Source organism: Bacillus sp. AK25 (assembly GCF_048270685.1).
In the GTDB taxonomy this organism is placed as follows: domain Bacteria; phylum Bacillota; class Bacilli; order Bacillales; family Bacillaceae; genus Bacillus; species Bacillus altitudinis.
On sequence record NZ_JBLUWC010000001.1, the window covers coordinates 212,132 to 230,159 of the forward strand.

Annotated in this window: 17 protein-coding genes; 10 read left to right on the forward strand and 7 right to left on the reverse strand. The window is 42.7% G+C overall.

From position 1 onward, the window contains the following. Positions 1-73 precede the first annotated feature (73 nt). Entirely contained in the window at positions 74-1,246 is a 1,173-nt protein-coding gene (locus ACNO7B_RS01235) for an MFS transporter (protein WP_017358727.1), read from the forward strand. 53 nt (positions 1,247-1,299) lie between these two features. Here ACNO7B_RS01235 and ACNO7B_RS01240 read toward each other — a convergent pair whose 3' ends face one another. Together ACNO7B_RS01240 and ACNO7B_RS01245 are read right to left on the reverse strand one after the other, a co-directional pair. Next, complete coding sequence (locus ACNO7B_RS01240) at positions 1,300-1,677, reverse strand: hotdog domain-containing protein (RefSeq protein WP_048002330.1); 378 nt, start codon at positions 1,675-1,677, stop codon at positions 1,300-1,302. Positions 1,678-1,814: 137 nt separating this feature from the next. Then, positions 1,815-2,582: a GNAT family N-acetyltransferase gene (locus ACNO7B_RS01245; RefSeq protein WP_417901058.1), complete on the reverse strand. Its 768-nt coding sequence runs from the start codon at positions 2,580-2,582 to the stop codon at positions 1,815-1,817. A gap of 207 nt (positions 2,583-2,789) precedes the next feature. On the opposite strand from ACNO7B_RS01245, the gene ACNO7B_RS01250 reads away from it, so the two are divergent. The 3 genes from ACNO7B_RS01250 (at position 2,790) to ACNO7B_RS01260 (ending at position 5,067) form a co-directional block, all read left to right on the forward strand. Continuing rightward, positions 2,790-3,248 carry a MarR family transcriptional regulator gene (locus tag ACNO7B_RS01250; RefSeq protein ID WP_024719151.1) on the forward strand — a complete coding sequence of 153 codons (459 nt, stop codon included), beginning with the start codon at positions 2,790-2,792 and terminating at the stop codon, positions 3,246-3,248. Positions 3,249-3,596: 348 nt separating this feature from the next. After that, positions 3,597-4,058 (forward strand): DUF523 domain-containing protein, encoded by a 462-nt coding sequence (locus ACNO7B_RS01255; RefSeq protein ID WP_417901059.1) that lies wholly within the window; start codon positions 3,597-3,599, stop codon positions 4,056-4,058. A 181-nt stretch (positions 4,059-4,239) separates the two neighbouring features. Then, positions 4,240-5,067: an aldo/keto reductase gene (locus ACNO7B_RS01260; protein ID WP_035703019.1), complete on the forward strand. Its 828-nt coding sequence runs from the start codon at positions 4,240-4,242 to the stop codon at positions 5,065-5,067. Between the two features lie 50 nt (positions 5,068-5,117). On the opposite strand, the gene ACNO7B_RS01265 is transcribed toward ACNO7B_RS01260, so the two are convergent. Continuing rightward, positions 5,118-6,200 carry an iron-containing alcohol dehydrogenase family protein gene (locus tag ACNO7B_RS01265; protein WP_035703021.1) on the reverse strand — a complete coding sequence of 361 codons (1,083 nt, stop codon included), beginning with the start codon at positions 6,198-6,200 and terminating at the stop codon, positions 5,118-5,120. Between the two features lie 199 nt (positions 6,201-6,399). On the opposite strand from ACNO7B_RS01265, the gene ACNO7B_RS01270 reads away from it, so the two are divergent. Together ACNO7B_RS01270 and ACNO7B_RS01275 are read left to right on the forward strand one after the other, a co-directional pair. Next, entirely contained in the window at positions 6,400-7,368 is a 969-nt protein-coding gene (locus ACNO7B_RS01270) for a rhodanese-related sulfurtransferase (protein WP_007498459.1), read from the forward strand. Between the two features lie 342 nt (positions 7,369-7,710). Then, positions 7,711-9,330 (forward strand): APC family permease, encoded by a 1,620-nt coding sequence (locus ACNO7B_RS01275; protein WP_417901060.1) that lies wholly within the window; start codon positions 7,711-7,713, stop codon positions 9,328-9,330. A 34-nt stretch (positions 9,331-9,364) separates the two neighbouring features. Here the strand turns inward: ACNO7B_RS01275 and ACNO7B_RS01280 are convergent, their stop codons facing one another. Next, positions 9,365-9,565 (reverse strand): hypothetical protein, encoded by a 201-nt coding sequence (locus tag ACNO7B_RS01280; RefSeq protein ID WP_046526618.1) that lies wholly within the window; start codon positions 9,563-9,565, stop codon positions 9,365-9,367. A gap of 185 nt (positions 9,566-9,750) precedes the next feature. Here ACNO7B_RS01280 and licT point away from each other — a divergent pair, with 185 nt between their 5' ends. The 3 genes from licT (at position 9,751) to ACNO7B_RS01295 (ending at position 14,123) form a co-directional block, all read left to right on the forward strand. Further along, positions 9,751-10,587, forward strand: a complete 837-nt coding sequence (licT, locus tag ACNO7B_RS01285) for a BglG family transcription antiterminator LicT (RefSeq protein WP_008343858.1) — start codon at positions 9,751-9,753, stop codon at positions 10,585-10,587. A gap of 236 nt (positions 10,588-10,823) precedes the next feature. Continuing rightward, the gene (locus ACNO7B_RS01290) at positions 10,824-12,683 is read left to right on the forward strand and encodes a beta-glucoside-specific PTS transporter subunit IIABC (protein WP_008343857.1); all 1,860 of its coding nucleotides are present in this window, start codon (positions 10,824-10,826) and stop codon (positions 12,681-12,683) included. 18 nt (positions 12,684-12,701) lie between these two features. Beyond that, the gene (locus ACNO7B_RS01295; protein ID WP_284724755.1) at positions 12,702-14,123 is read left to right on the forward strand and encodes a glycoside hydrolase family 1 protein; all 1,422 of its coding nucleotides are present in this window, start codon (positions 12,702-12,704) and stop codon (positions 14,121-14,123) included. A 21-nt stretch (positions 14,124-14,144) separates the two neighbouring features. On the opposite strand, the gene ACNO7B_RS01300 is transcribed toward ACNO7B_RS01295, so the two are convergent. Further along, positions 14,145-14,462, reverse strand: coding sequence for a hypothetical protein (locus ACNO7B_RS01300; RefSeq protein WP_098681017.1), 318 nt, complete (start codon positions 14,460-14,462; stop codon positions 14,145-14,147). A 272-nt stretch (positions 14,463-14,734) separates the two neighbouring features. Here ACNO7B_RS01300 and arr point away from each other — a divergent pair, with 272 nt between their 5' ends. Then, on the forward strand, positions 14,735-15,151 hold the full coding sequence (gene arr, locus ACNO7B_RS01305; protein WP_017366526.1) for an NAD(+)--rifampin ADP-ribosyltransferase: 417 nt from the start codon (positions 14,735-14,737) through the stop codon (positions 15,149-15,151). Between the two features lie 61 nt (positions 15,152-15,212). Here the strand turns inward: arr and ACNO7B_RS01310 are convergent, their stop codons facing one another. Beyond that, the gene (locus tag ACNO7B_RS01310; protein WP_410685396.1) at positions 15,213-17,132 is read right to left on the reverse strand and encodes a BglG family transcription antiterminator; all 1,920 of its coding nucleotides are present in this window, start codon (positions 17,130-17,132) and stop codon (positions 15,213-15,215) included. Then, the gene (locus ACNO7B_RS01315) at positions 17,129-18,013 is read right to left on the reverse strand and encodes an ROK family protein (protein ID WP_058336297.1); all 885 of its coding nucleotides are present in this window, start codon (positions 18,011-18,013) and stop codon (positions 17,129-17,131) included. The genes ACNO7B_RS01310 and ACNO7B_RS01315 overlap by 4 nt, the downstream gene beginning before the upstream one ends. Positions 18,014-18,028 lie beyond the last annotated feature (15 nt).

Here is an 18,028-nt window from a genome sequence, read left to right on the forward strand (position 1 = left end):
AATCAGGGTTTTTTTGTTTGTCTGCACCCTGTATCAAAAGTGAAAGCCATGATATAGAGAAGGGATGTTAGACATGAACTGGAGAGTTTATTTATTAGCTGTTTCTACTTTTGCGGTTGGATTAGTTGAGCTTGTGGTCGGGGGCATTTTGCCAAGTTTAGCAGAGGATCTCAATGTGTCTCTTGCGACAGCTGGGCAGCTGATCACGGTATTTGCGATTGTGTATGCTATTTCAGCACCGGTGCTACTGACCGTCACAGCCAAAATCGAACGAAAGCGTCTTTATTTAATCGCATTATTGGTCTTTACATTAGGCAATGTATTCACATATTTTAGTTCCACCTTTGCCCTTGTCATGATCTCTAGGGTCTTGATTGCCATGAGTACAGCGCTTGTTGTGGTACTATCATTGACGATTACCGCCAAGCTGGTGGAACCGGCGCATCGAGCGAAAGCATTAGGTCTGATTTTTATTGGGATTAGCTCATCACTTGTTCTCGGTGTACCGATCGGTATTTTTATTACAGAGAGCTTTGGCTGGAGAGTGATGTTTTTAGGAATCAGTATTCTGTCAGCTATATCCATGGTACTCATTTATTTTCTATTGGAGAAAATGCCTGTTGAAAAAGTCACACCGCTTAAAGAACAAATTCGTTCTTTAGGGCATCCGAAAATTTTCAGTGCACATTTGATTAGTTTGTTCATGCTTGCTGGTCATTATATGCTGTATTCTTATTTCACGCCATTTCTGATGGAAGTTCTGCATATGACTCCGTTTTGGATTAGTATTTGTTATTTGGTCTTCGGGCTTGCGTCGATTGGCGGGAATGGGTTTGGCGGCTGGCTGAGTGACAAACTAGGATCAGGAAAAGCCATTTTGCTTGTGACCATGGCGTTTGCCATTGTGATGTTTATCCTTCCTTATACAGCGGGAGTGTTTATGCTCTTTATGGTGATGGTTGTCCTATGGGGTGCTCTTAGCTGGGCACTGACACCTGCTTTGCAGAGCTATTTGATTCAAACAGACCCTGTGACGTCTGATATTCAGCAGAGTTTGAACACATCCGCTTTGCAAATTGGGATTTCCATTGGATCAGCAGTGGGCGGCGTCATGTTTACAATGACCGGTTCATCTGTTGATTTGGCTAAATTCGGCGCTGTTTTTGTGCTGATTGCCTTTAGCTGTGCAGTGATATCATTAAAGAGACCGCCGCTTTATATGGATCGTCAGCATCACGCTGAATAGAAGAGAATAAAATCGTTTCCGTGTTAGTTAGCTGCCTCATCATAGGCAGCTTTTTATTTTTTGAAAACCACACCTTCACTTTTACCAGTAATGACTTCTTCTCCATGCTGATTGATATAACGGGAAAAAAGGTAGACTCGATGGTATTTTTCAAGGGGTTCTACCTTGGTGACGGCCATCTGGCAGGTAATGGTGTCACCTGTATAAACAGGGCGTATGAAGGTACATGTCATCTCTTGACCGATAAAATGAAACTGCCCGCCAAGCTTCGTGGCTAGACTTGCTGTGAGAAAGCCGTGTACCATGAGCCTGCCTTGATCATCTAGCTCGGTATGATGTTTGCCAAGATCACCTGTCATCTCGCCAAATTGGATCACATCTTCATGCGTATAGGTTTTGCTTGTTTGAAATTGATCGCCTGGTCGAACCATCTGTTCTTCAGCTCCTTTTTTTAAATGTACCAAAGGAGTGAATGAATGTACATTCATTTTTGTGATGAGATGTTAGAGGCAAAGAAGAGACAGGATGCCTTTCTTTGCCCTTGATACGTCAGGAAAAATGTCATCTTCTATTCAAAAATAACCATTTCTCCAATTGGATGAAATCCGGCACGCTGATAGATATGTTTGCCGTCATTTGAGGCTTGTAACATCACACACTTTTGTTTGTTATCTGTCTGGGTCAGAAGGTAATGAAACATGTCACTGCCAAGTCCTCTTCCGCGGTGTTCTGCCTTTGTGATGACATCATAAATACCATAGCTGTCTGCTGTTTCAATCAATAAGCCCGTTGTGACCGGTTTGTTGTGTTCATATCCAACGAACATGCGGGTACTCGGGTGTAATCGTTCAATCGAAAAGCGCTGGAAATAGCTGTTTAAAGCGATAGCCTCAGGTGATCCTTCGAAAAGTTCAATAAATAAATGTTGATAATCGAGAAAAGTTTGATCGTCAGTCACTTCCTTGATCGTAAGCGATTGAGAGGTCCTTTGATCGATGTCGTTTGTATGTTCAAGCATCATGATGGTATTGCGTTCCACTTCTTGAAGCCCATATTTCTGCATGATATTCGACCAATCGGTGTGGAGCAGGCTTTGAGTGATCCATGTGCTGAATGCTAGCTGCTGTTGCTGCATTTGTTCGATGGCAGCTTCCACTTTTTGTTGATCTTGTATGTGCGCTGAAATGGGTAATAACAAATTGAACGTGTCAGTTGATATATGCGTGTTTGATAAAACGAAATCTTCTGTTGATAGGAACGATCCGTTGACAACAGAAGAAAACAAATTTATTTTTTCTTCTAACTGGCGAATGGCCATTTGCTGCTCTGTTTTCATTCTCTCACCTTCTTTTTTTGATTGAGGGGTACCTATCATAAATAATAGCAAAGAAAAGGAAATTGTGCCGTCTCTTGCAATCTAGTAAAAAAGTTCTTTTATTTATCAGGTCTGATGACCCATTCTTTTCCTCATCCCCACATTTCTTTTGACTCCTTTATTGATTATTAGTACCATTTTATTAACCAGTTAAGAGTGGAGGTTCAGATGGAAACAAACGAGCAGATTGTCTTAAAAGCGATTCAAGATTTGATTATGCATAGGGAAAAGAAACGGAACGATCCAACAGATCCACTGATTACCACGACTGATACACTCAAGCAAGATTGGACACTTACACAGCTTCATATTTTATCTATGATTCAAGCAAACCCTAATGAATCCAATAATACATTTCTTTCACAACAACTAAAACTATCAAAACCAGCCATTACAAAGGCTGTGAAAAAGCTCATCGAAAAAGGCATGGTCGACTATTGCCACCGGCAAGGTGACAAGAAATCCGTCTATTATTCACTCACAGAGGAAGGCACACAGCTTGCGGCACTGCATGATGAGCTTCATGAACAGGCAGTCTCCTCCTATTTAGAATTCCTCCATGAATTTAATGAAGACGAACTACAGGTTATTGAGCGCTTCTTAAAGGCTTGGAAGGAAAAGATATAAATAACGGGCTGAAAGCTTTCTATAAACTAGATGCTTTCGGTTTTTTTATGGTAAAATTAACATATATTGACGTTGTTCGTGATGATGATTGAGGGAGGGAACCGTGTTGGTGGAAGAGATGATGGGAAATTTCAAAAAATATGTATTTATCATGCCGTTCGTCGGATTGTTTGTCAGCTTGCTATTATTTGTTTATTTTTTTGGGATCACAGGAGTTGAAGGGTCCATGTGGGCGGCTGTTTTGTATTGTGCTCTGCCCTTTCTGATGTACACGATACTCTGTTTGCCTTTATGGATTTATTTTAAAGTCAGCAAAAAACGTTCAATACATAGAAATGAGGAACATACATGATCGTTGTCAGCGCTTGTCTTGCGGGATTAAAGGTCCGTTATAATGGCAGCCATCGATTAGATCAACGTATCGAGGAGCTTGTGCAGGAAGGAAAGGCGGTAACAGTTTGCCCTGAGCTGCTTGGCGGTTTCTCTACACCAAGACCTCCCGCTGAAATTATTGGTGGAGATGGTCATGATGTCTTACGGGGGCAGGCTGCTGTTGTTGATGTTCATGGAAGAGATGTAACAGAGATGTATGTAAATGGTGCACAAGCCACGCTTAAGCAGGTTCAGACTCTTGGCGCAACATCCGTGGTGTTAAAAGAGTACAGCCCTTCTTGCGGAAGCCGGATGATCTATCGGGGAGAGTTTAACGGGAAGACAAAGGCTGGGGACGGTGTGACGTCTGCCTTGCTGAAACAGCATGGGATTCAAGTATTCTCTGAGGAGGATGATTGGACCTCGCTGTTTGTATAGGGATAAGTAGAAATCTATTTAATATAAAAACAAATATATTCACATAAAAATTATGTGTTGTTAGTATGGGACAAAATGAAATTAGATCATAGTAGCCCTTGCATGGTCTATTTTCATGCATGATCTTTCGCACATTCGGGTATAGTGCATGGTAAGCAAAAATGAAGCGGAGGTTTGTTTGATGAGTGGATTAACAGATACAGTCACATTAGCAAACGGAGTGAAAATGCCGAAGCTTGGCTTTGGTGTATGGCAAGTAAAAGATGGGGATGAGGCTGTAAATGCAGTCAAAGACGCACTTGAAGCGGGCTATCGCAGTATAGATACAGCAGCGGCCTATCAAAATGAAGAAGGTGTTGGCAAAGCCATTCAGCAATCAGGCATCTCTCGCGATGATCTGTTCATTACGACAAAAGTCTGGAATAGTGATCAAGGATATGAGTCAACGCTTGAAGCCTTTGAAACGAGTATGAACAAACTAGGTCTGGATATATTGGATCTTTATTTAATCCATTGGCCGGTTGAAGGCAAATATAAAGAAACGTGGAAAGCGCTAGAGAAGCTGTATAAGGATGGGCGTGTTAAGGCAATTGGCGTGTGTAACTTCCATCAGCACCATTTAGAAGATTTATTAGAAGAGGCAGAAGTGGTACCAATGGTCAATCAAATTGAGCTGCATCCGAAGCTGACGCAGGAGCCTTTACGTGACTACTGCAAGGCAAAAGGCATTCATGTAGAAGCATGGTCGCCATTAGGCAGCGGGAAACTTCTTAACCATCCGGTGCTTCAAGATATTGCGAAAAAACATGAGAAGTCAGTGGCGCAAGTCATTCTTCGCTGGGATTTGCAGCATGGCATTATCACCATTCCGAAATCTGTGACGAAGAGCCGAATCATCGAAAATACAAACGTATTTGATTTCGAGTTGTCCGCCCATGAAATGAGTGTCATTGATCAGCTCAATGAAGATGAGCGCACGGGTCCAGACCCAGATAACTTCGATTTTTAATAGAAAGAAAGCACAGGCGGGATGCCTGTGCTTTTTATTTGCCCGTATGTTCAAACCGTTTTTTGAGGCTGATAGGTCTCAATGATTTGAATGGCGTCGACAATTTGCTCTTTCGTATAGTCTCCAATCAAACAAAAGGTTTCATCTTTACGTGCAGCATGGTTTGCCACTGTATGTGCTGCTTCCTCTAGCTGAGATGTGATGCCAAGATCACGCATCGTTCTAGGTAATCCGAGTGTTTGATAGAGCTCAAGTAATTCTTCTACTTCCGTCATACGGTTTTCTGCGGCAAGCTGGACGAGAATGCCATAGGCCACTTTTTGTCCATGTAACACATGATGTGTTTCATCAATAAATGTTAATCCATTATGAACGGCATGGGCTCCTGCCATTCTGCCATAACGTCCTCCATAGCCGCCGACTGTTCCGGCTAACGTAATGATCGTATCTGTTACATCTGCAAAGGCTTGAGAAAGCTGGCCTGTTTTTAAACTGCTAACGGCTTCTTCACTATGAGTCAGAAGAATGTCACGAACGTACACTGCCTGCTTTAATGCAGCATGTACCATGAGCGGCAAGGTGCCTTTTGTGTTACGAATAATGGCTTCCGCTTCATACCATTTTGCCAGCGTATCCCCAATTCCGCTTTGGAGATAGGAAAGAGGAGATGAAAGCAAAAAAGTATGATCAATTAACGTGAGATAGCTGGACCGCTTATGATAGTCGACCCTCATAAAATTTCCCTTGTCATCATAAATGACGCTGAGCGGTGTAGAAGCCGCACATGTCCCAGGAATCGTCGGCACCATGATCACTTCAATTTGGAGAGCGTCGGCAACAGACTTCGCTGTATCTAAAATCGTGCCACCACCGATCCCGATGATCACGTCTGAACTCTTGAGTTCTTCCGCAATTCGTGTGATCGCATTTGGTGAACTGTAACCTTTATGCTGAACAACAGGCCACTCGGATGGAAGCTTTGTGTACTGTGAAAAGGCTTGATATGAGTCATATCCTGTCACTATAGCTGGTGACTGAAAGGGAGTAACAAGTGACTCGATTTCATGATAAATCCCCTTTTGAGAAATAAACTGGTTAGGACCGCTTCTGACGATCTCTTCTGGCTGGATCATTGACTTATGCTCCTTTACGAAATCATATAGTTCTTAAATCATCTCATTTTACAGAAAGTTCTGTCAAATAATCGAACAATATGAGACCATAGACCCTTCCGTTTTATGGAATTTAACTGCTGACATTGCCTTAAGGTATGTATTTCCTGTATGATATAAAATGGTATGTTTTGATTAAATTTAAGAGGTGTTTATATATATGGAAAAACAATATCGTGTATTACTTTACTATCAATATGTCCCCATTGAGGATCCAGAAACGTTTACAGCAGAGCATCTAGCATTCTGTAAGGAACTTGGTTTGTTAGGTCGTATTCTTGTTTCATCTGAAGGCATAAACGGAACCGTTTCTGGTACCATTGAGCAGACGGACAAGTACATGCAAGCATTGAAAGAAGATCCACGCTTTGCGTCCATGCCAATTAAAATTGACGAAGCAGATGGTCATGCATTTAAGAAAATGCACGTCCGTCATCGAAATGAATTGGTGAATTTAAGTCTTGAAGATGATGTGAATCCGCTAGAATTAACGGGAAAACATCTCAGCCCAGTTGAATTTTACGAGCAAATGCAATCACCTGATACGGTCGTGATTGATGCACGTAATGATTATGAGTTTGATGTCGGTCACTTCAGAGGTGCTGTGCGCCCTGACATTGAGACATTCCGTGAATTGCCTGAGTGGATTCGTGACAACAAAGAGATTCTTGAAGGGAAAAAAATTCTGACGTATTGCACAGGCGGCGTACGCTGTGAGAAATTCTCAGGATGGTTAAAGCGTGAAGGCTTTGAAGATGTATCCCAGCTTGACGGTGGAATTGTCACGTACGGAAAAGACCCAGAAGTTCAAGGAAAGCTATGGGACGGTCAATGTTATGTGTTTGATAACCGCCTAACGGTTCCAGTCAATCAAACAGAGCACGTCGTGGTAGGAAAAGATTTCTTCACTGGCGAACCTTGCGAGCGTTATGTGAACTGCGCGAACCCTGCATGTAACCGCAAAATGATTGCAACAGAAGAAAGCGAGCATAAATATATGCGCAGCTGCAGCCATGAATGCCGCACAAGCGAACGTAACCTTTATGTGAAACAGCACAATTTATCTGAAGAAGAAGTTCAAGAAAGACTAGCTGTCATTGAAAAAGAACAAGCAATCTCACAAGGATAAGAGGGTTTCCCTTTTATCCTTTTTTCTTTGGATGATATGTGTTCAGAGGGAAGAGGAAGTCATTTCCTCTTTCTTTTTTGTTTTGTTTTTTTCAAAATAAGGGTAAAGGTAGTTAATCAGTCTAATAGATTGAACAGTTGAAAAAGCGCTTTCTTTTGAAATAAGCATGTTCGACTATTTCAGAAAATGGAGAATTGAGAGATAATATAACGGGCAAAAAATGAACAAAGATAAAAGTTCAGATCAGAAAGTATTTGCCAATGGAATGAAAGGTGAGCTGCTATAAAAGAAAGGCGCTTGCTCGACACATGCTCTGTATTTTAATCGAAAGGTGTTATGAACATGAATCATTTGCATCGTAGGATGGGAACTTTCGCTTTAATGATGGTAGGTCTTGGCTCAATCATTGGTTCAGGATGGCTCTTTGGTGCGTGGCGGGCTGCTCAAATCGCCGGCCCTGCTGCTATTTTGTCATGGTTGATTGGGATGGTTGTTATTTTATTTATCGCATTGTCTTATAGTGAACTCGGATCGATGTTTCCAGAGGCAGGCGGAATGGTCAAATATACGCAATATTCACACGGCTCTTTTATTGGATTTATCGCCGCTTGGGCAAACTGGATCGCGATTGTCTCAGTGATTCCTGTTGAGGCAGTGGCCTCCGTTCAATACATGAGCTCATGGCCTTGGGAGTGGGCAAAGTGGACAAGCCATTTGGTCACAAAAGGGGTTTTGACGACCGAGGGGCTCATGGTGGCAAGTGTGCTGCTGGTGATTTATTTTCTGCTCAATTATTGGACAGTTGGGTTGTTTTCAAAGGCGAATACATTCATTACGGTTTTTAAAATCGTCATTCCAGGATTAACAATTGGTGCGCTCTTATTCGTAGGTTTTCATAGTGAGAATTTTACTTCTGGAACAAGTATTGCGCCGAACGGCTGGGCGAGTGTGCTGACAGCTGTCGCAACATCAGGGATTGTGTTTGCTTTTAATGGCTTCCAAAGCCCGATTAATATGGCAGGAGAAGCGAAAAATCCAGGGCGTTCGATTCCAATCGCCATTGTTGGATCGATTTTAATTGCAACGGTCATTTATGTGCTGCTGCAAATCGCTTTTATTGGCGCTGTCGATCCATCAATGATTGTGAATGGCTGGGGGCATTTGAATTTTAACTCGCCATTTGCTGATCTTGCCATTGCGCTAGGAATCAACTGGCTTGTCCTCATTTTATATGCAGATGCGTTCGTTTCTCCTTCTGGAACAGGGATTACGTATACGGCGACGACGTCTCGTATGATTTATGGGATGGAAAAAAACAAGTACATGCCGAGTGTACTTGGTCGTCTGCACCCAATTTATGGTGTGCCTCGTCCAGCGATGTTTTTTAACTTAGGCGTATCGTTTATCTTTCTGTTTTTGTTTAGAGGATGGGGGGTTCTCGCTGAAATTATCTCTGTGGCGACCCTGATTTCCTATTTAACAGGACCTGTGACAGTGATGACGCTGAGAAAGACGGGCACAGATTTATATCGTCCACTGCGAATTAAAGGACTCAGCATCATTGCCCCGCTTGGTTTTGTCTTTGCATCATTGACACTGTACTGGGCGAGATGGCCGCTGACGGGTCAGGTGCTGTTCATTATTCTCATCGGTCTGCCAATCTATTTTTACTATCAAGCAAAAGCGAAGTGGAAGGGCTTTGGCCGTCACTTTAAAGCAGGTGCTTGGATGGTTGTGTATTTGCTTGTGATGATGACGATTTCCTGTCTCGGTAGTGATAAATTTGGCGGGTATAACGTCATTCATTATGGTTGGGATATGGCGCTCATTGCAGTTGTGGCGTTGTTATTTTATATGTGGGCACTCAAAAGTGGATTTGAAACAGAGTTTTTAGAAGATGCGAAACAAATTAATGATGAACTGCGTGCTTCTCAGAAAGAAGCCGCCTCATCTAAGGAATAACGGAAGGGCTGCCTGAATACTGAGGGCAGCCTTTTTATTTGGATGGATGATGCATGACATGCTGCTTTAGCCAAGTGGTAACGCCGTGTAGAACGGTGGCTGTCACAAGACAGATAAGCGCATATCTCCATAGCTGATCTAAGCCTTGTCCACTAAGCCAAAAAACAATACCTAGAATAAAGAGAGTCAGAATGAACATGAATAAAAAAGATGCTGACCAGAAAAAAGCCTTCATCGAAGGTCACCTCCTCGGGGTATTGTATGCAGGCCGAGAGAGGATCAGACCAGCAAGAAAGAAGTGAAAATATCGTGAAATCTATTTCAAAAGTCAGATAAAAACGCCAAGTGATTTGACAGTTGTGTTAAGATGAGAGCATATTTTGAGTGTAGATGGCTGGTTATAGACGGAGGTGTTTGGAGATGCAGATTCAAAAGGTTCTAAACAATAATGTCATTAGTGTGATAGATGAACAAGGAAAAGAAATCGTCGTCATGGGCAGAGGCATCGCTTTTCAAAGACGTCCCGGCGACCCGGTGGACGAGGCGTTAATTGATAAAGTGTTCCGCCTAGAGGATCATTCCGTACATGAGCGAATGAAAATGCTGCTTCAAGAGGTTCCGTATGATGTCGTCAAGGTGACCGAGGAAATGATCCAATACGCACATACAAAGCTGAACCGAAGATTAAACGAAAGTCTGCATGTATCGCTAGCAGACCATATTCATTACGCCATCGAACGATTAAAGAAAAACCACTTGATTGAGAATTCGCTGATTTGGGAGATTAAACGTTTATACAAAGATGAGTTTCTCGTGGCGAAGGAATGCCTTGAGATGATTGAAGATCGTCTTCATATTGAACTGCCTGAAGATGAAGCGGGCTTTATTGCCATGCATATCATTAATGCAGAGCTCAATGAAGACATGAATACAACGGTCAATATCACGAAAGAAGTGAATGCCATACTGACCATTGTGAAATATCATCTGAACATGGAATTTGACGAAGACTCGCTCAACTTTTATCGTTTTCTCACACATTTACGCTTTTTCGTACAGCGTCTCATCAACGAAACGTTACTCGTCAGTGAAGATCAAGATTTATATCAGCTGATTAAAGTGAAATATCCGAAGGCGTACGAATGCGCAAAGAAAATCGCGGAATATGTGTATCAAACGTATCATCGCGACCTGACATCAGAGGAGATGCTTTATCTATCGATTCATTTGAATCGACTCATCAAACGAGAAAAATAAAGATAGAATTTTAAAAGAAAGCGTTGACATCATAAAAAGTGAGTGGTACTATTTGCTCATAAACATAAAAGAATACGGTTTCACAATGATCGTCTTAGAGGATTGTGACTGTTCGGCAGGCAAAACCTAAACGTTCACTGAAAAAGCGCAATAGCAAGTTGCGACTATTTTTGGTGCCCGTTTAGGTTTTTATTTTGCCTAAAAACGTATTTTTTTGAAAAAAAGGGGGTTTTTGTATGAGTCATCGTCAATTAGCAGAAGACATTATCAAACATATCGGGACAGAGAAAAATGTTCATTCATTGGTTCACTGTGCCACAAGACTTCGCTTCACATTAAATGACAGATCAAAAGCAGATAAAGCGGCCATTGAAAAATTAAATGGTGTGGTGACTGTCATGGAAAGCGGAGGCCAGTTTCAGGTGGTCATTGGCAACACCGTACCAGAGGTATATCGAGAGATTGGGGAGTTTACGAATCTATTAGAGGATTCCACTTCTTCATCTGCTAGATCAAGTGAAGAAAGTACAAGTCTTTTCGGAAAATTCGTCGACATTGTTTCTGGAATTTTCACACCGCTTCTAGGTGTCATGGCGGGTGCCGGTATTTTAAAAGGACTTCTAGGCATCTGTATCAATGCAAAATGGTTATCTCCTGAAGATACGTCGTATCAAATTTTATTTGCCGCATCAGACAGCTTGTTCTACTTCCTGCCGCTGCTGCTCGCATTCACTTCTGCTAGGAAGTTTAAAGCGAATCCATTTGTCGCTGTGACGATTGCAGGTGCACTGATCTACCCGACTATTCAAGAGCTCACAAAAGGCGGCGGAGATGTGTCGTTCTTTGGCATTCCGGTTGTCTTAATGTCTTATACATCAACGGTTATCCCGATTATTTTGGCAGTGTTTGTGATGGGATATATCGAACGTTTCTTTAACAAAGTCATTCATGAAAGTGTGAAAAACTTTATTACACCACTGATTTTACTGGTCACGGTCGTTCCACTGACACTGATCGTATTTGGACCATTTGGTGTGTATGCAGGGAACGGAATTGCAGCCGTCCTGCTGAAAGTATTCTCCTTTAGCCCTACACTTGCCGGTGCTTTAATTGCGATGGCATGGCAGGTTCTTGTCATCTTCGGTATCCATTGGGGGCTTGTGCCAGTCATTTTAAATAATATTGCGGTTCATGGAAAAGATCATATTAAGCCGGCTACTGCGCCAGCTGTATTTTCACAAGCCGGTGCTTCAATCGGTGTTATGCTGAAAACAAAGAACAAAAAGCTGAAATCATTAGCTGGATCGACAGCGGTTTCTGCTGTATTTGGAATTACAGAGCCTGCTGTATACGGCGTCACACTTCGTTTGAAAAAACCATTTATTGCAGCGGTTATCTCTGCCGGTGTGGGTGGTGCCATTATCGGTTATTCACAAAGTATTGCGATCGCGTCAGGTCTTCCGAGTTTACTGACACTTCCGATCTTCTATGGTCAAGGGTTTACAGGATTCTTAATCGGAATTTCCGTTTCATTTGTCCTTTCAATCGTCTTAACCTATTTGATTGGATTCAAAGATCCTGTGGATGAAGAAGATGCTCCTGCAGCTAGTTCTGCACCAGCATCTGAAAATGAACATGGTGTCAAAGCAGCTCATGTGAAAAGTCCTTTATCTGGCGAAGTCATCAAGCTAGAAGAGGTGCAAGATAAAGCCTTCTCATCTGGCGCATTAGGTAAGGGCGCAGCCATTATTCCATCAGAAGGCAAGCTGTTTGCACCAGTAACTGGGGTCGTGACAACGGTATTCCCAACAGGACATGCATACGGTCTCACCTCTGAAAGCGGAGCAGAAGTACTCATTCATATTGGACTGGATACTGTACAACTTGGAGGCCGTCATTTTACGCCGAAGGTTGAGCAGGGCCAAACCATTACAGAAGGTGAACTGCTTGCGGAGTTTGATATTGAGGCCATTCAAGCAGCAGGTCTTTCTGTCACAACACCTGTGATTATTACCAATTCCGGTGAATTTAGCGATATCATTGAGACAGAAGAAAAACAAGTGACACCAGGACAATCATTTTTACACTTAGTTTAAGAAAGGGAGGATATAATCATGAGATATTCAACACTAGCACCATTTCCAAAAGACTTTTTCTGGGGCGGATCGACTTCCGCCTATCAAGTAGAAGGTGCGTGGAACGAGGATGGCAAGGGACCTTCAGTCATTGATATGAGAGAAAGCTATCCTGAGGGGACAACGGATTTTAAGGTAGCCAGCGATCACTATCATCGGTATAAAGAGGACGTGAAGATGTTTGCAGAAATGGGCTTGAAGGCTTATCGTTTCTCCATTGCATGGACACGTATCATTCCAAATGGAGATGGGGAGATCAATCAAAAAGGAATTGACTTCTACCATTCTCTTATTGATGAATTGCGCCGCTATGACATTGAACCAATTGTGACGATGTATCACTTTGATTTACCTCATGCGCTTCAAGTGAAAGGCGGCTGGTCAAATCGTTCAACAGTCGATGCGTTTGAACGTTATGCGGAGGTTTTGTTCCAGGAGTATGGCGAGAAGGTAAAATATTGGCTGACGATTAATGAACAAAACATGATGATCTTACATGGATCGGCTCTCGGTACACTGGATCCAAATTTAGAGAATCCGAAAAAAGAACTGTATCAGCAGAACCACCATATGCTTGTGGCACAGGCGAAAGCCATGACGCTTTGTCATCGTTTGCTGCCTGAGGCGAAAATCGGACCAGCGCCAAACATCGCCCTTATTTACCCGGCATCACCAAAACCTGAGGATGTCATTGCTGCGGCCAATTACAATGCGATCCGCAACTGGCTATATCTTGATATGGCGGTATTCGGTCGTTATAACAACCTTGCATGGGCATACATGAAGGAAAAAGACATTCTTCCTGTGATTGAAGAGGGAGATATGGATATTTTGAAAAGTGCAAAACCAGACTTCATTGCCTTTAACTATTACACATCTCAAACGGTTGAAGCGAGTAAAGGAGATGGCAATGATGAATTTGCCCGCGGCGGAGATCAGCATTTAAAATCTGGTGAAGATGGCGTCTACAAAGGCGGCAACAACCCGTTCTTAAGTAAAAATGCATTTGGCTGGGAAATTGACCCTACCGGCTTCCGATCTACGATGCGTGAAATCTACGACCGCTATCAGCTACCGCTTATTATTACAGAAAACGGGCTGGGCGCTTTTGACAAGTTAGAAGAGGATGGATCGATTCAGGATGATTATCGAATTGATTATTTAGAAAAACATATCGAACAAATCAAATGGGCGATTACTGACGGTGTTGAGGTATTCGGGTACTGCCCGTGGTCAGCCATCGACTTAATCAGTACACACCAAGGCTGCTCAAAACGTTACGGTTTTATCTACGTCAACCGTGATGAATTTGACCTGAAAGACCTGAAGAGAATTCGGAAAAAGAGCTCTTATTGGTATGAAACATTGATCGAGCAAAATGGAGAGAACATCGGGAAGTAACAATATCACACTAAAAAACCCCTAATTTTTAGGGGTTTTTTTCTCTTCATGACTTGTAACTATATCAACTGGATGTATCAAGTTTTCATCATCATTATCCTCATCAGTGTAAGGCATAATAAGTGAATCCAATTCTTCTTTATCATCAACTAAAGCAACGTAAGTTGTATAATCCTCTAAATCTGATGGAAACAATTCAGCTTGACCAACATTACTTTTCAATGCTTGGTCAATAGCATTCTTTAATTCTATTAAACCCTCACGATTACCAATAATATAAGAATCCATATGCCAACTTTTTTGTGCATATATATGGCAAATCTTATCTCTATCTTTCATTATCTCATTACACCCTTCCTGAAGAATTTAATTGATTATGTGCCAACACGCCAACCACATAAAACGTCAAACGTCTCTTTGGCTTTTATGGCGTCTAACAGCTTTTTATCTCTTTCAAGAAGACTGCTTTGTATGTATGCTTGCTGTTTTTTCACACCTTACTCTCTACTATCATTATACCCCGAATTTAATCTCATTTATAGACTGTTTTCCGCCCGCATCAGGCCGTATACTGTTATACGCAAGTCAAAAACGATAAGGGATGTGGCTGTATGAATGACAAGAAAGATGTTTTAGATCCTGGGCCGTTTTTTCATGGGACGAAAGCAGAATTGAAGATTGGGGACCTGCTTGAACCATTGCATTTATCCAATTATCAGGATAAACAATCGAACCACATCTATTTCACCGGAACATTAAATGCAGCCAAATGGGGAGCTGAATTAGCCCGGTCTGATTCCAAAGAGAGAATTTATGTTGTGGAACCGACAGGCGAGTTTGAAGATGATCCGAATTTGACGGATCAAAGGTTTCCGGGGAATCCGACCCGTTCTTATCGATCGACATCCCCTTTGAAAATTGTCGCAGAATTAGGCGCTTGGGAAAGACACTCCGATGAAGAAATCAACCATATGCTGACGTCGTTAAAAAAGTTAAGGGAAGAAGGAAAAAATGTCATATACGATTGACTCCTATGTGAGGAATAGATGAATAAAAGGCCGTCCGATTTCACTTGGGCGGCCTTTTGTACTATTGAAACAGGACATGCATCAGCTCATCAAATGTCTTTGCATGTGTCAAGGAATGAAGGCGGTCAGGACTGTCTAATAAATCGACAGCTTGTTCAAAAAATTGATTCATGCAGGCAGCGTCATCTTTCTGAATGGCTAACAAGAAAATCAGAGATACTTGATCTCCCTGCCAATCAATTGGCTGTTTCAATCGTGCAATTGCCACGCAGGAGGTGCCTTCATTTGTGATGAGCGGGTGAGGCATCGCAATCCCCTTGCCAAGATAAGTAGATGACATTTGCTCCCGCTCCAGCACGGAGGAACGAAAAGAAGATGAAACAAGATGATGCGCCTCCAGCCGGCTGCAAAGCGTATCTAATACCTCTTCTTTGCTTGAAAGGTTCACATCCAACAAGGTCAATCGTTCTTGGAAAAAAGCCATCAGCTCCTGCGAAGGGGAACCATGTCCGTTTAACAGGTGAATGACCTCACTCACACGCTGGACATCATGATGTTCAAAAAAAGCATTCACTTGAATGATTGGTTTCCCCTTTGGTGCGAGAGGTACGGTTGTAATAATTACATCACATGGCAAAGTCGTGCTAAAAGCGTAATCCTGATAAGAATAAAGCTCAACAATCTCAAGCTCATGTTGAAAGGCCGCCTTCAATTTAATTTCAAGCAGACGTGCCGTTCCTAGTCCAGACCCGCATACAATAATGGCCCTCTTTTTTTGCGAGGTGTCAAGATGACTTCTTTCAAATGAAGCAGCAATATGTAAGGCAACATATGCCGCTTCATCTTCATTTGGCGTCCGCACCAGCTGTAAGGCATTGAGTCCGCTGACAGCCAAATCAAACGGATAAGGATAAGAAGTTTTGATCTCATGCAAAAGCGGATTTTGTAAAGACACACCGTATTGAATTCGATTTAATAATGGCTTCATATGCAGCATCAAATCTTGACGCAGGATATCGTCATCTACAAAACGATGACCGCTTGTTTTTTCAATGTGCTGGAGAAATCGTGTCACTGCCTGACGTACTTCTTCTGTTGTTTGGTGCTCATCGATTTCTTTCCACGTTTGATTCGCTAAGAGATGCATCACCAAGTAATCTGTTTCATCCTCTGATAAGGTGACATGAAACGTGTCGTTTATTTGATGAGTGATCTTTTGAGCGATTCTTGTTAACACTGGCGGTTTTTGTGTATGAGTGGTACTGGCGGGTATCCGCTGGTTTTTTTTCGTTTGTTGAATGGCAATCGCTAAGTGAATCACTAAATTCTTTAGGGCAATATCTTTAATGAGCAGTGATTCTTGATATAGATTTGTCAGCACAATGGATCGAATGGTTTCAAGTGAAATGTCAGGGAAATGAAGCTGTTCCCGCTCAGTTATATGAGATAGGGCGGGTTCTTCTTCAAGCAGTAAGTCTGCGTAGCACGTCCTTTTTTGCAATTCGTCTCCGTCTACTTTTAAGCCAAATCCGGGCTTTGAGACAAGGGTCATACCGTAACGGGCTAACAGCTCCCGTCCTTTTTTTAAATCACTGCTGACCGTCATACGGCTGATGAACAATTCTTCTGCTAATTGATCAATTTTTAAGTAGTCTGATTGAAGCAATAGTTTTCTCATCATAAATCGTATGCGCTCTTCTGGCATGACGGGTACGAGAGAGCGGGCAGGAAGCTTTTGCTGATGAAGCCAAAGCAGGAAAGCGTCTTGGTCACTTGTTAAGAGCGTATACCCTTTCCCTCGGATGGTCTTGATCATGGCTCCAGCTTGTGTTAACAGCTCGTTTGCTTCTTTGATTAAATTGCGGATGGAGCGGTCAGATAAGCGAAAAGAGGCAGTGAGCTCCTCCAGCTTCACGAACCCTTTCGTTTCAAATAGCCGCTGAATGAGCTGGTAGGTTCGAGTATCTGCCGTCATCATCATTGCGCCGCTCCTTGTTCCTTTAAGGCATCAGCTCCAAGGGCAATGGCTCCCATTAAACCAGATAATCCGTCAAAGGAAGGCTTTGTGACGATTTCATTTAATGGCTTTGGTAATTGTAAGTAACCATGAAGACGCTTGTCTGTTTCTTCAAGGATGAGCGGCAGCAAGGCCGGCTGTTTCATGACACCTCCACCCAAAATAATGCGTTCTGGTGAAAGGGTGAGTAATAAATTTGCGGTCATTTGCCCGAGATAATAAGCTTGAAGTGACCAGGCTGGATGCTCTTCTGGCAGCATTTGTGCCAATGTATGATAGCGGCCTTCTATGGCAGGTCCAGATGCCAGTCCCTCTAAACAATCATGATGGATCGGGCAGCAGCCCCCATAGGTGTCATGAGGGTGGCGCTGAACGGTGATATGTCCCATTTCTGGATGAAGCAGTCCGTGGATGAGGCGGTTTTCAATATAGGCACCGCCGCCGATTCCCGTCCCAACCGTGATATAGATCAAGGAATTTGGTCTGTCTGTTTCCGTTGAAAAACGAGCTTCACCAAGCGCCGCACAGTTCACATCCGTATCAAGCTTCATAGGGAGACCGAGTGCTTGTTTTAAGGTTGAGAGTAATGGAAATTGGCGCCAAGCTGTTTTGGGTGTTTCGAGAATTGTTCCATAGCTGGGGCTGTGTTCTTTTACATCGACAGGTCCGAATGCGCCTATGCCAATCGCATCGACTGGATGCTCTGTAAAGTATTCGATCACTTGCCGGCATGTTTCTTCTGGGTTCCCTGTTGCAAAGGAAGTCATATGTTCAATCGTTCCGTCTGTTGTTCCGTAGCCGCAGACAAATTTTGTACCGCCTGCTTCGATGCCTCCAATTCGCATGATCAATGCCCTCCA

Bases quoted from the DNA above. Each gene is read 5' to 3' on its own strand.
- ACNO7B_RS01265 (WP_035703021.1), bottom strand. From the start codon at position 6,200: ATGATCCAGCCAGAAGAGATCGTCAGAAGCGGTCCTAACCAGTTTATT.
- ACNO7B_RS01275 (WP_417901060.1), top strand. From the start codon at position 7,711: ATGAATCATTTGCATCGTAGGATGGGAACTTTCGCTTTAATGATGGTA.
- ACNO7B_RS01245 (WP_417901058.1), bottom strand. From the start codon at position 2,582: ATGAAAACAGAGCAGCAAATGGCCATTCGCCAGTTAGAAGAAAAAATA.
- ACNO7B_RS01235 (WP_017358727.1), top strand. From the start codon at position 74: ATGAACTGGAGAGTTTATTTATTAGCTGTTTCTACTTTTGCGGTTGGA.
- arr (WP_017366526.1), top strand. From the start codon at position 14,735: ATGAATGACAAGAAAGATGTTTTAGATCCTGGGCCGTTTTTTCATGGG.
- ACNO7B_RS01315 (WP_058336297.1), bottom strand. From the start codon at position 18,013: ATGCGAATTGGAGGCATCGAAGCAGGCGGTACAAAATTTGTCTGCGGC.
- ACNO7B_RS01255 (WP_417901059.1), top strand. From the start codon at position 3,597: ATGATCGTTGTCAGCGCTTGTCTTGCGGGATTAAAGGTCCGTTATAAT.
- ACNO7B_RS01310 (WP_410685396.1), bottom strand. From the start codon at position 17,132: ATGATGATGACGGCAGATACTCGAACCTACCAGCTCATTCAGCGGCTA.
- licT (WP_008343858.1), top strand. From the start codon at position 9,751: ATGCAGATTCAAAAGGTTCTAAACAATAATGTCATTAGTGTGATAGAT.
- ACNO7B_RS01290 (WP_008343857.1), top strand. From the start codon at position 10,824: ATGAGTCATCGTCAATTAGCAGAAGACATTATCAAACATATCGGGACA.
- ACNO7B_RS01250 (WP_024719151.1), top strand. From the start codon at position 2,790: ATGGAAACAAACGAGCAGATTGTCTTAAAAGCGATTCAAGATTTGATT.
- ACNO7B_RS01295 (WP_284724755.1), top strand. From the start codon at position 12,702: ATGAGATATTCAACACTAGCACCATTTCCAAAAGACTTTTTCTGGGGC.
- ACNO7B_RS01270 (WP_007498459.1), top strand. From the start codon at position 6,400: ATGGAAAAACAATATCGTGTATTACTTTACTATCAATATGTCCCCATT.
- ACNO7B_RS01240 (WP_048002330.1), bottom strand. From the start codon at position 1,677: ATGGTTCGACCAGGCGATCAATTTCAAACAAGCAAAACCTATACGCAT.
- ACNO7B_RS01280 (WP_046526618.1), bottom strand. From the start codon at position 9,565: ATGAAGGCTTTTTTCTGGTCAGCATCTTTTTTATTCATGTTCATTCTG.
- ACNO7B_RS01300 (WP_098681017.1), bottom strand. From the start codon at position 14,462: ATGAAAGATAGAGATAAGATTTGCCATATATATGCACAAAAAAGTTGG.
- ACNO7B_RS01260 (WP_035703019.1), top strand. From the start codon at position 4,240: ATGAGTGGATTAACAGATACAGTCACATTAGCAAACGGAGTGAAAATG.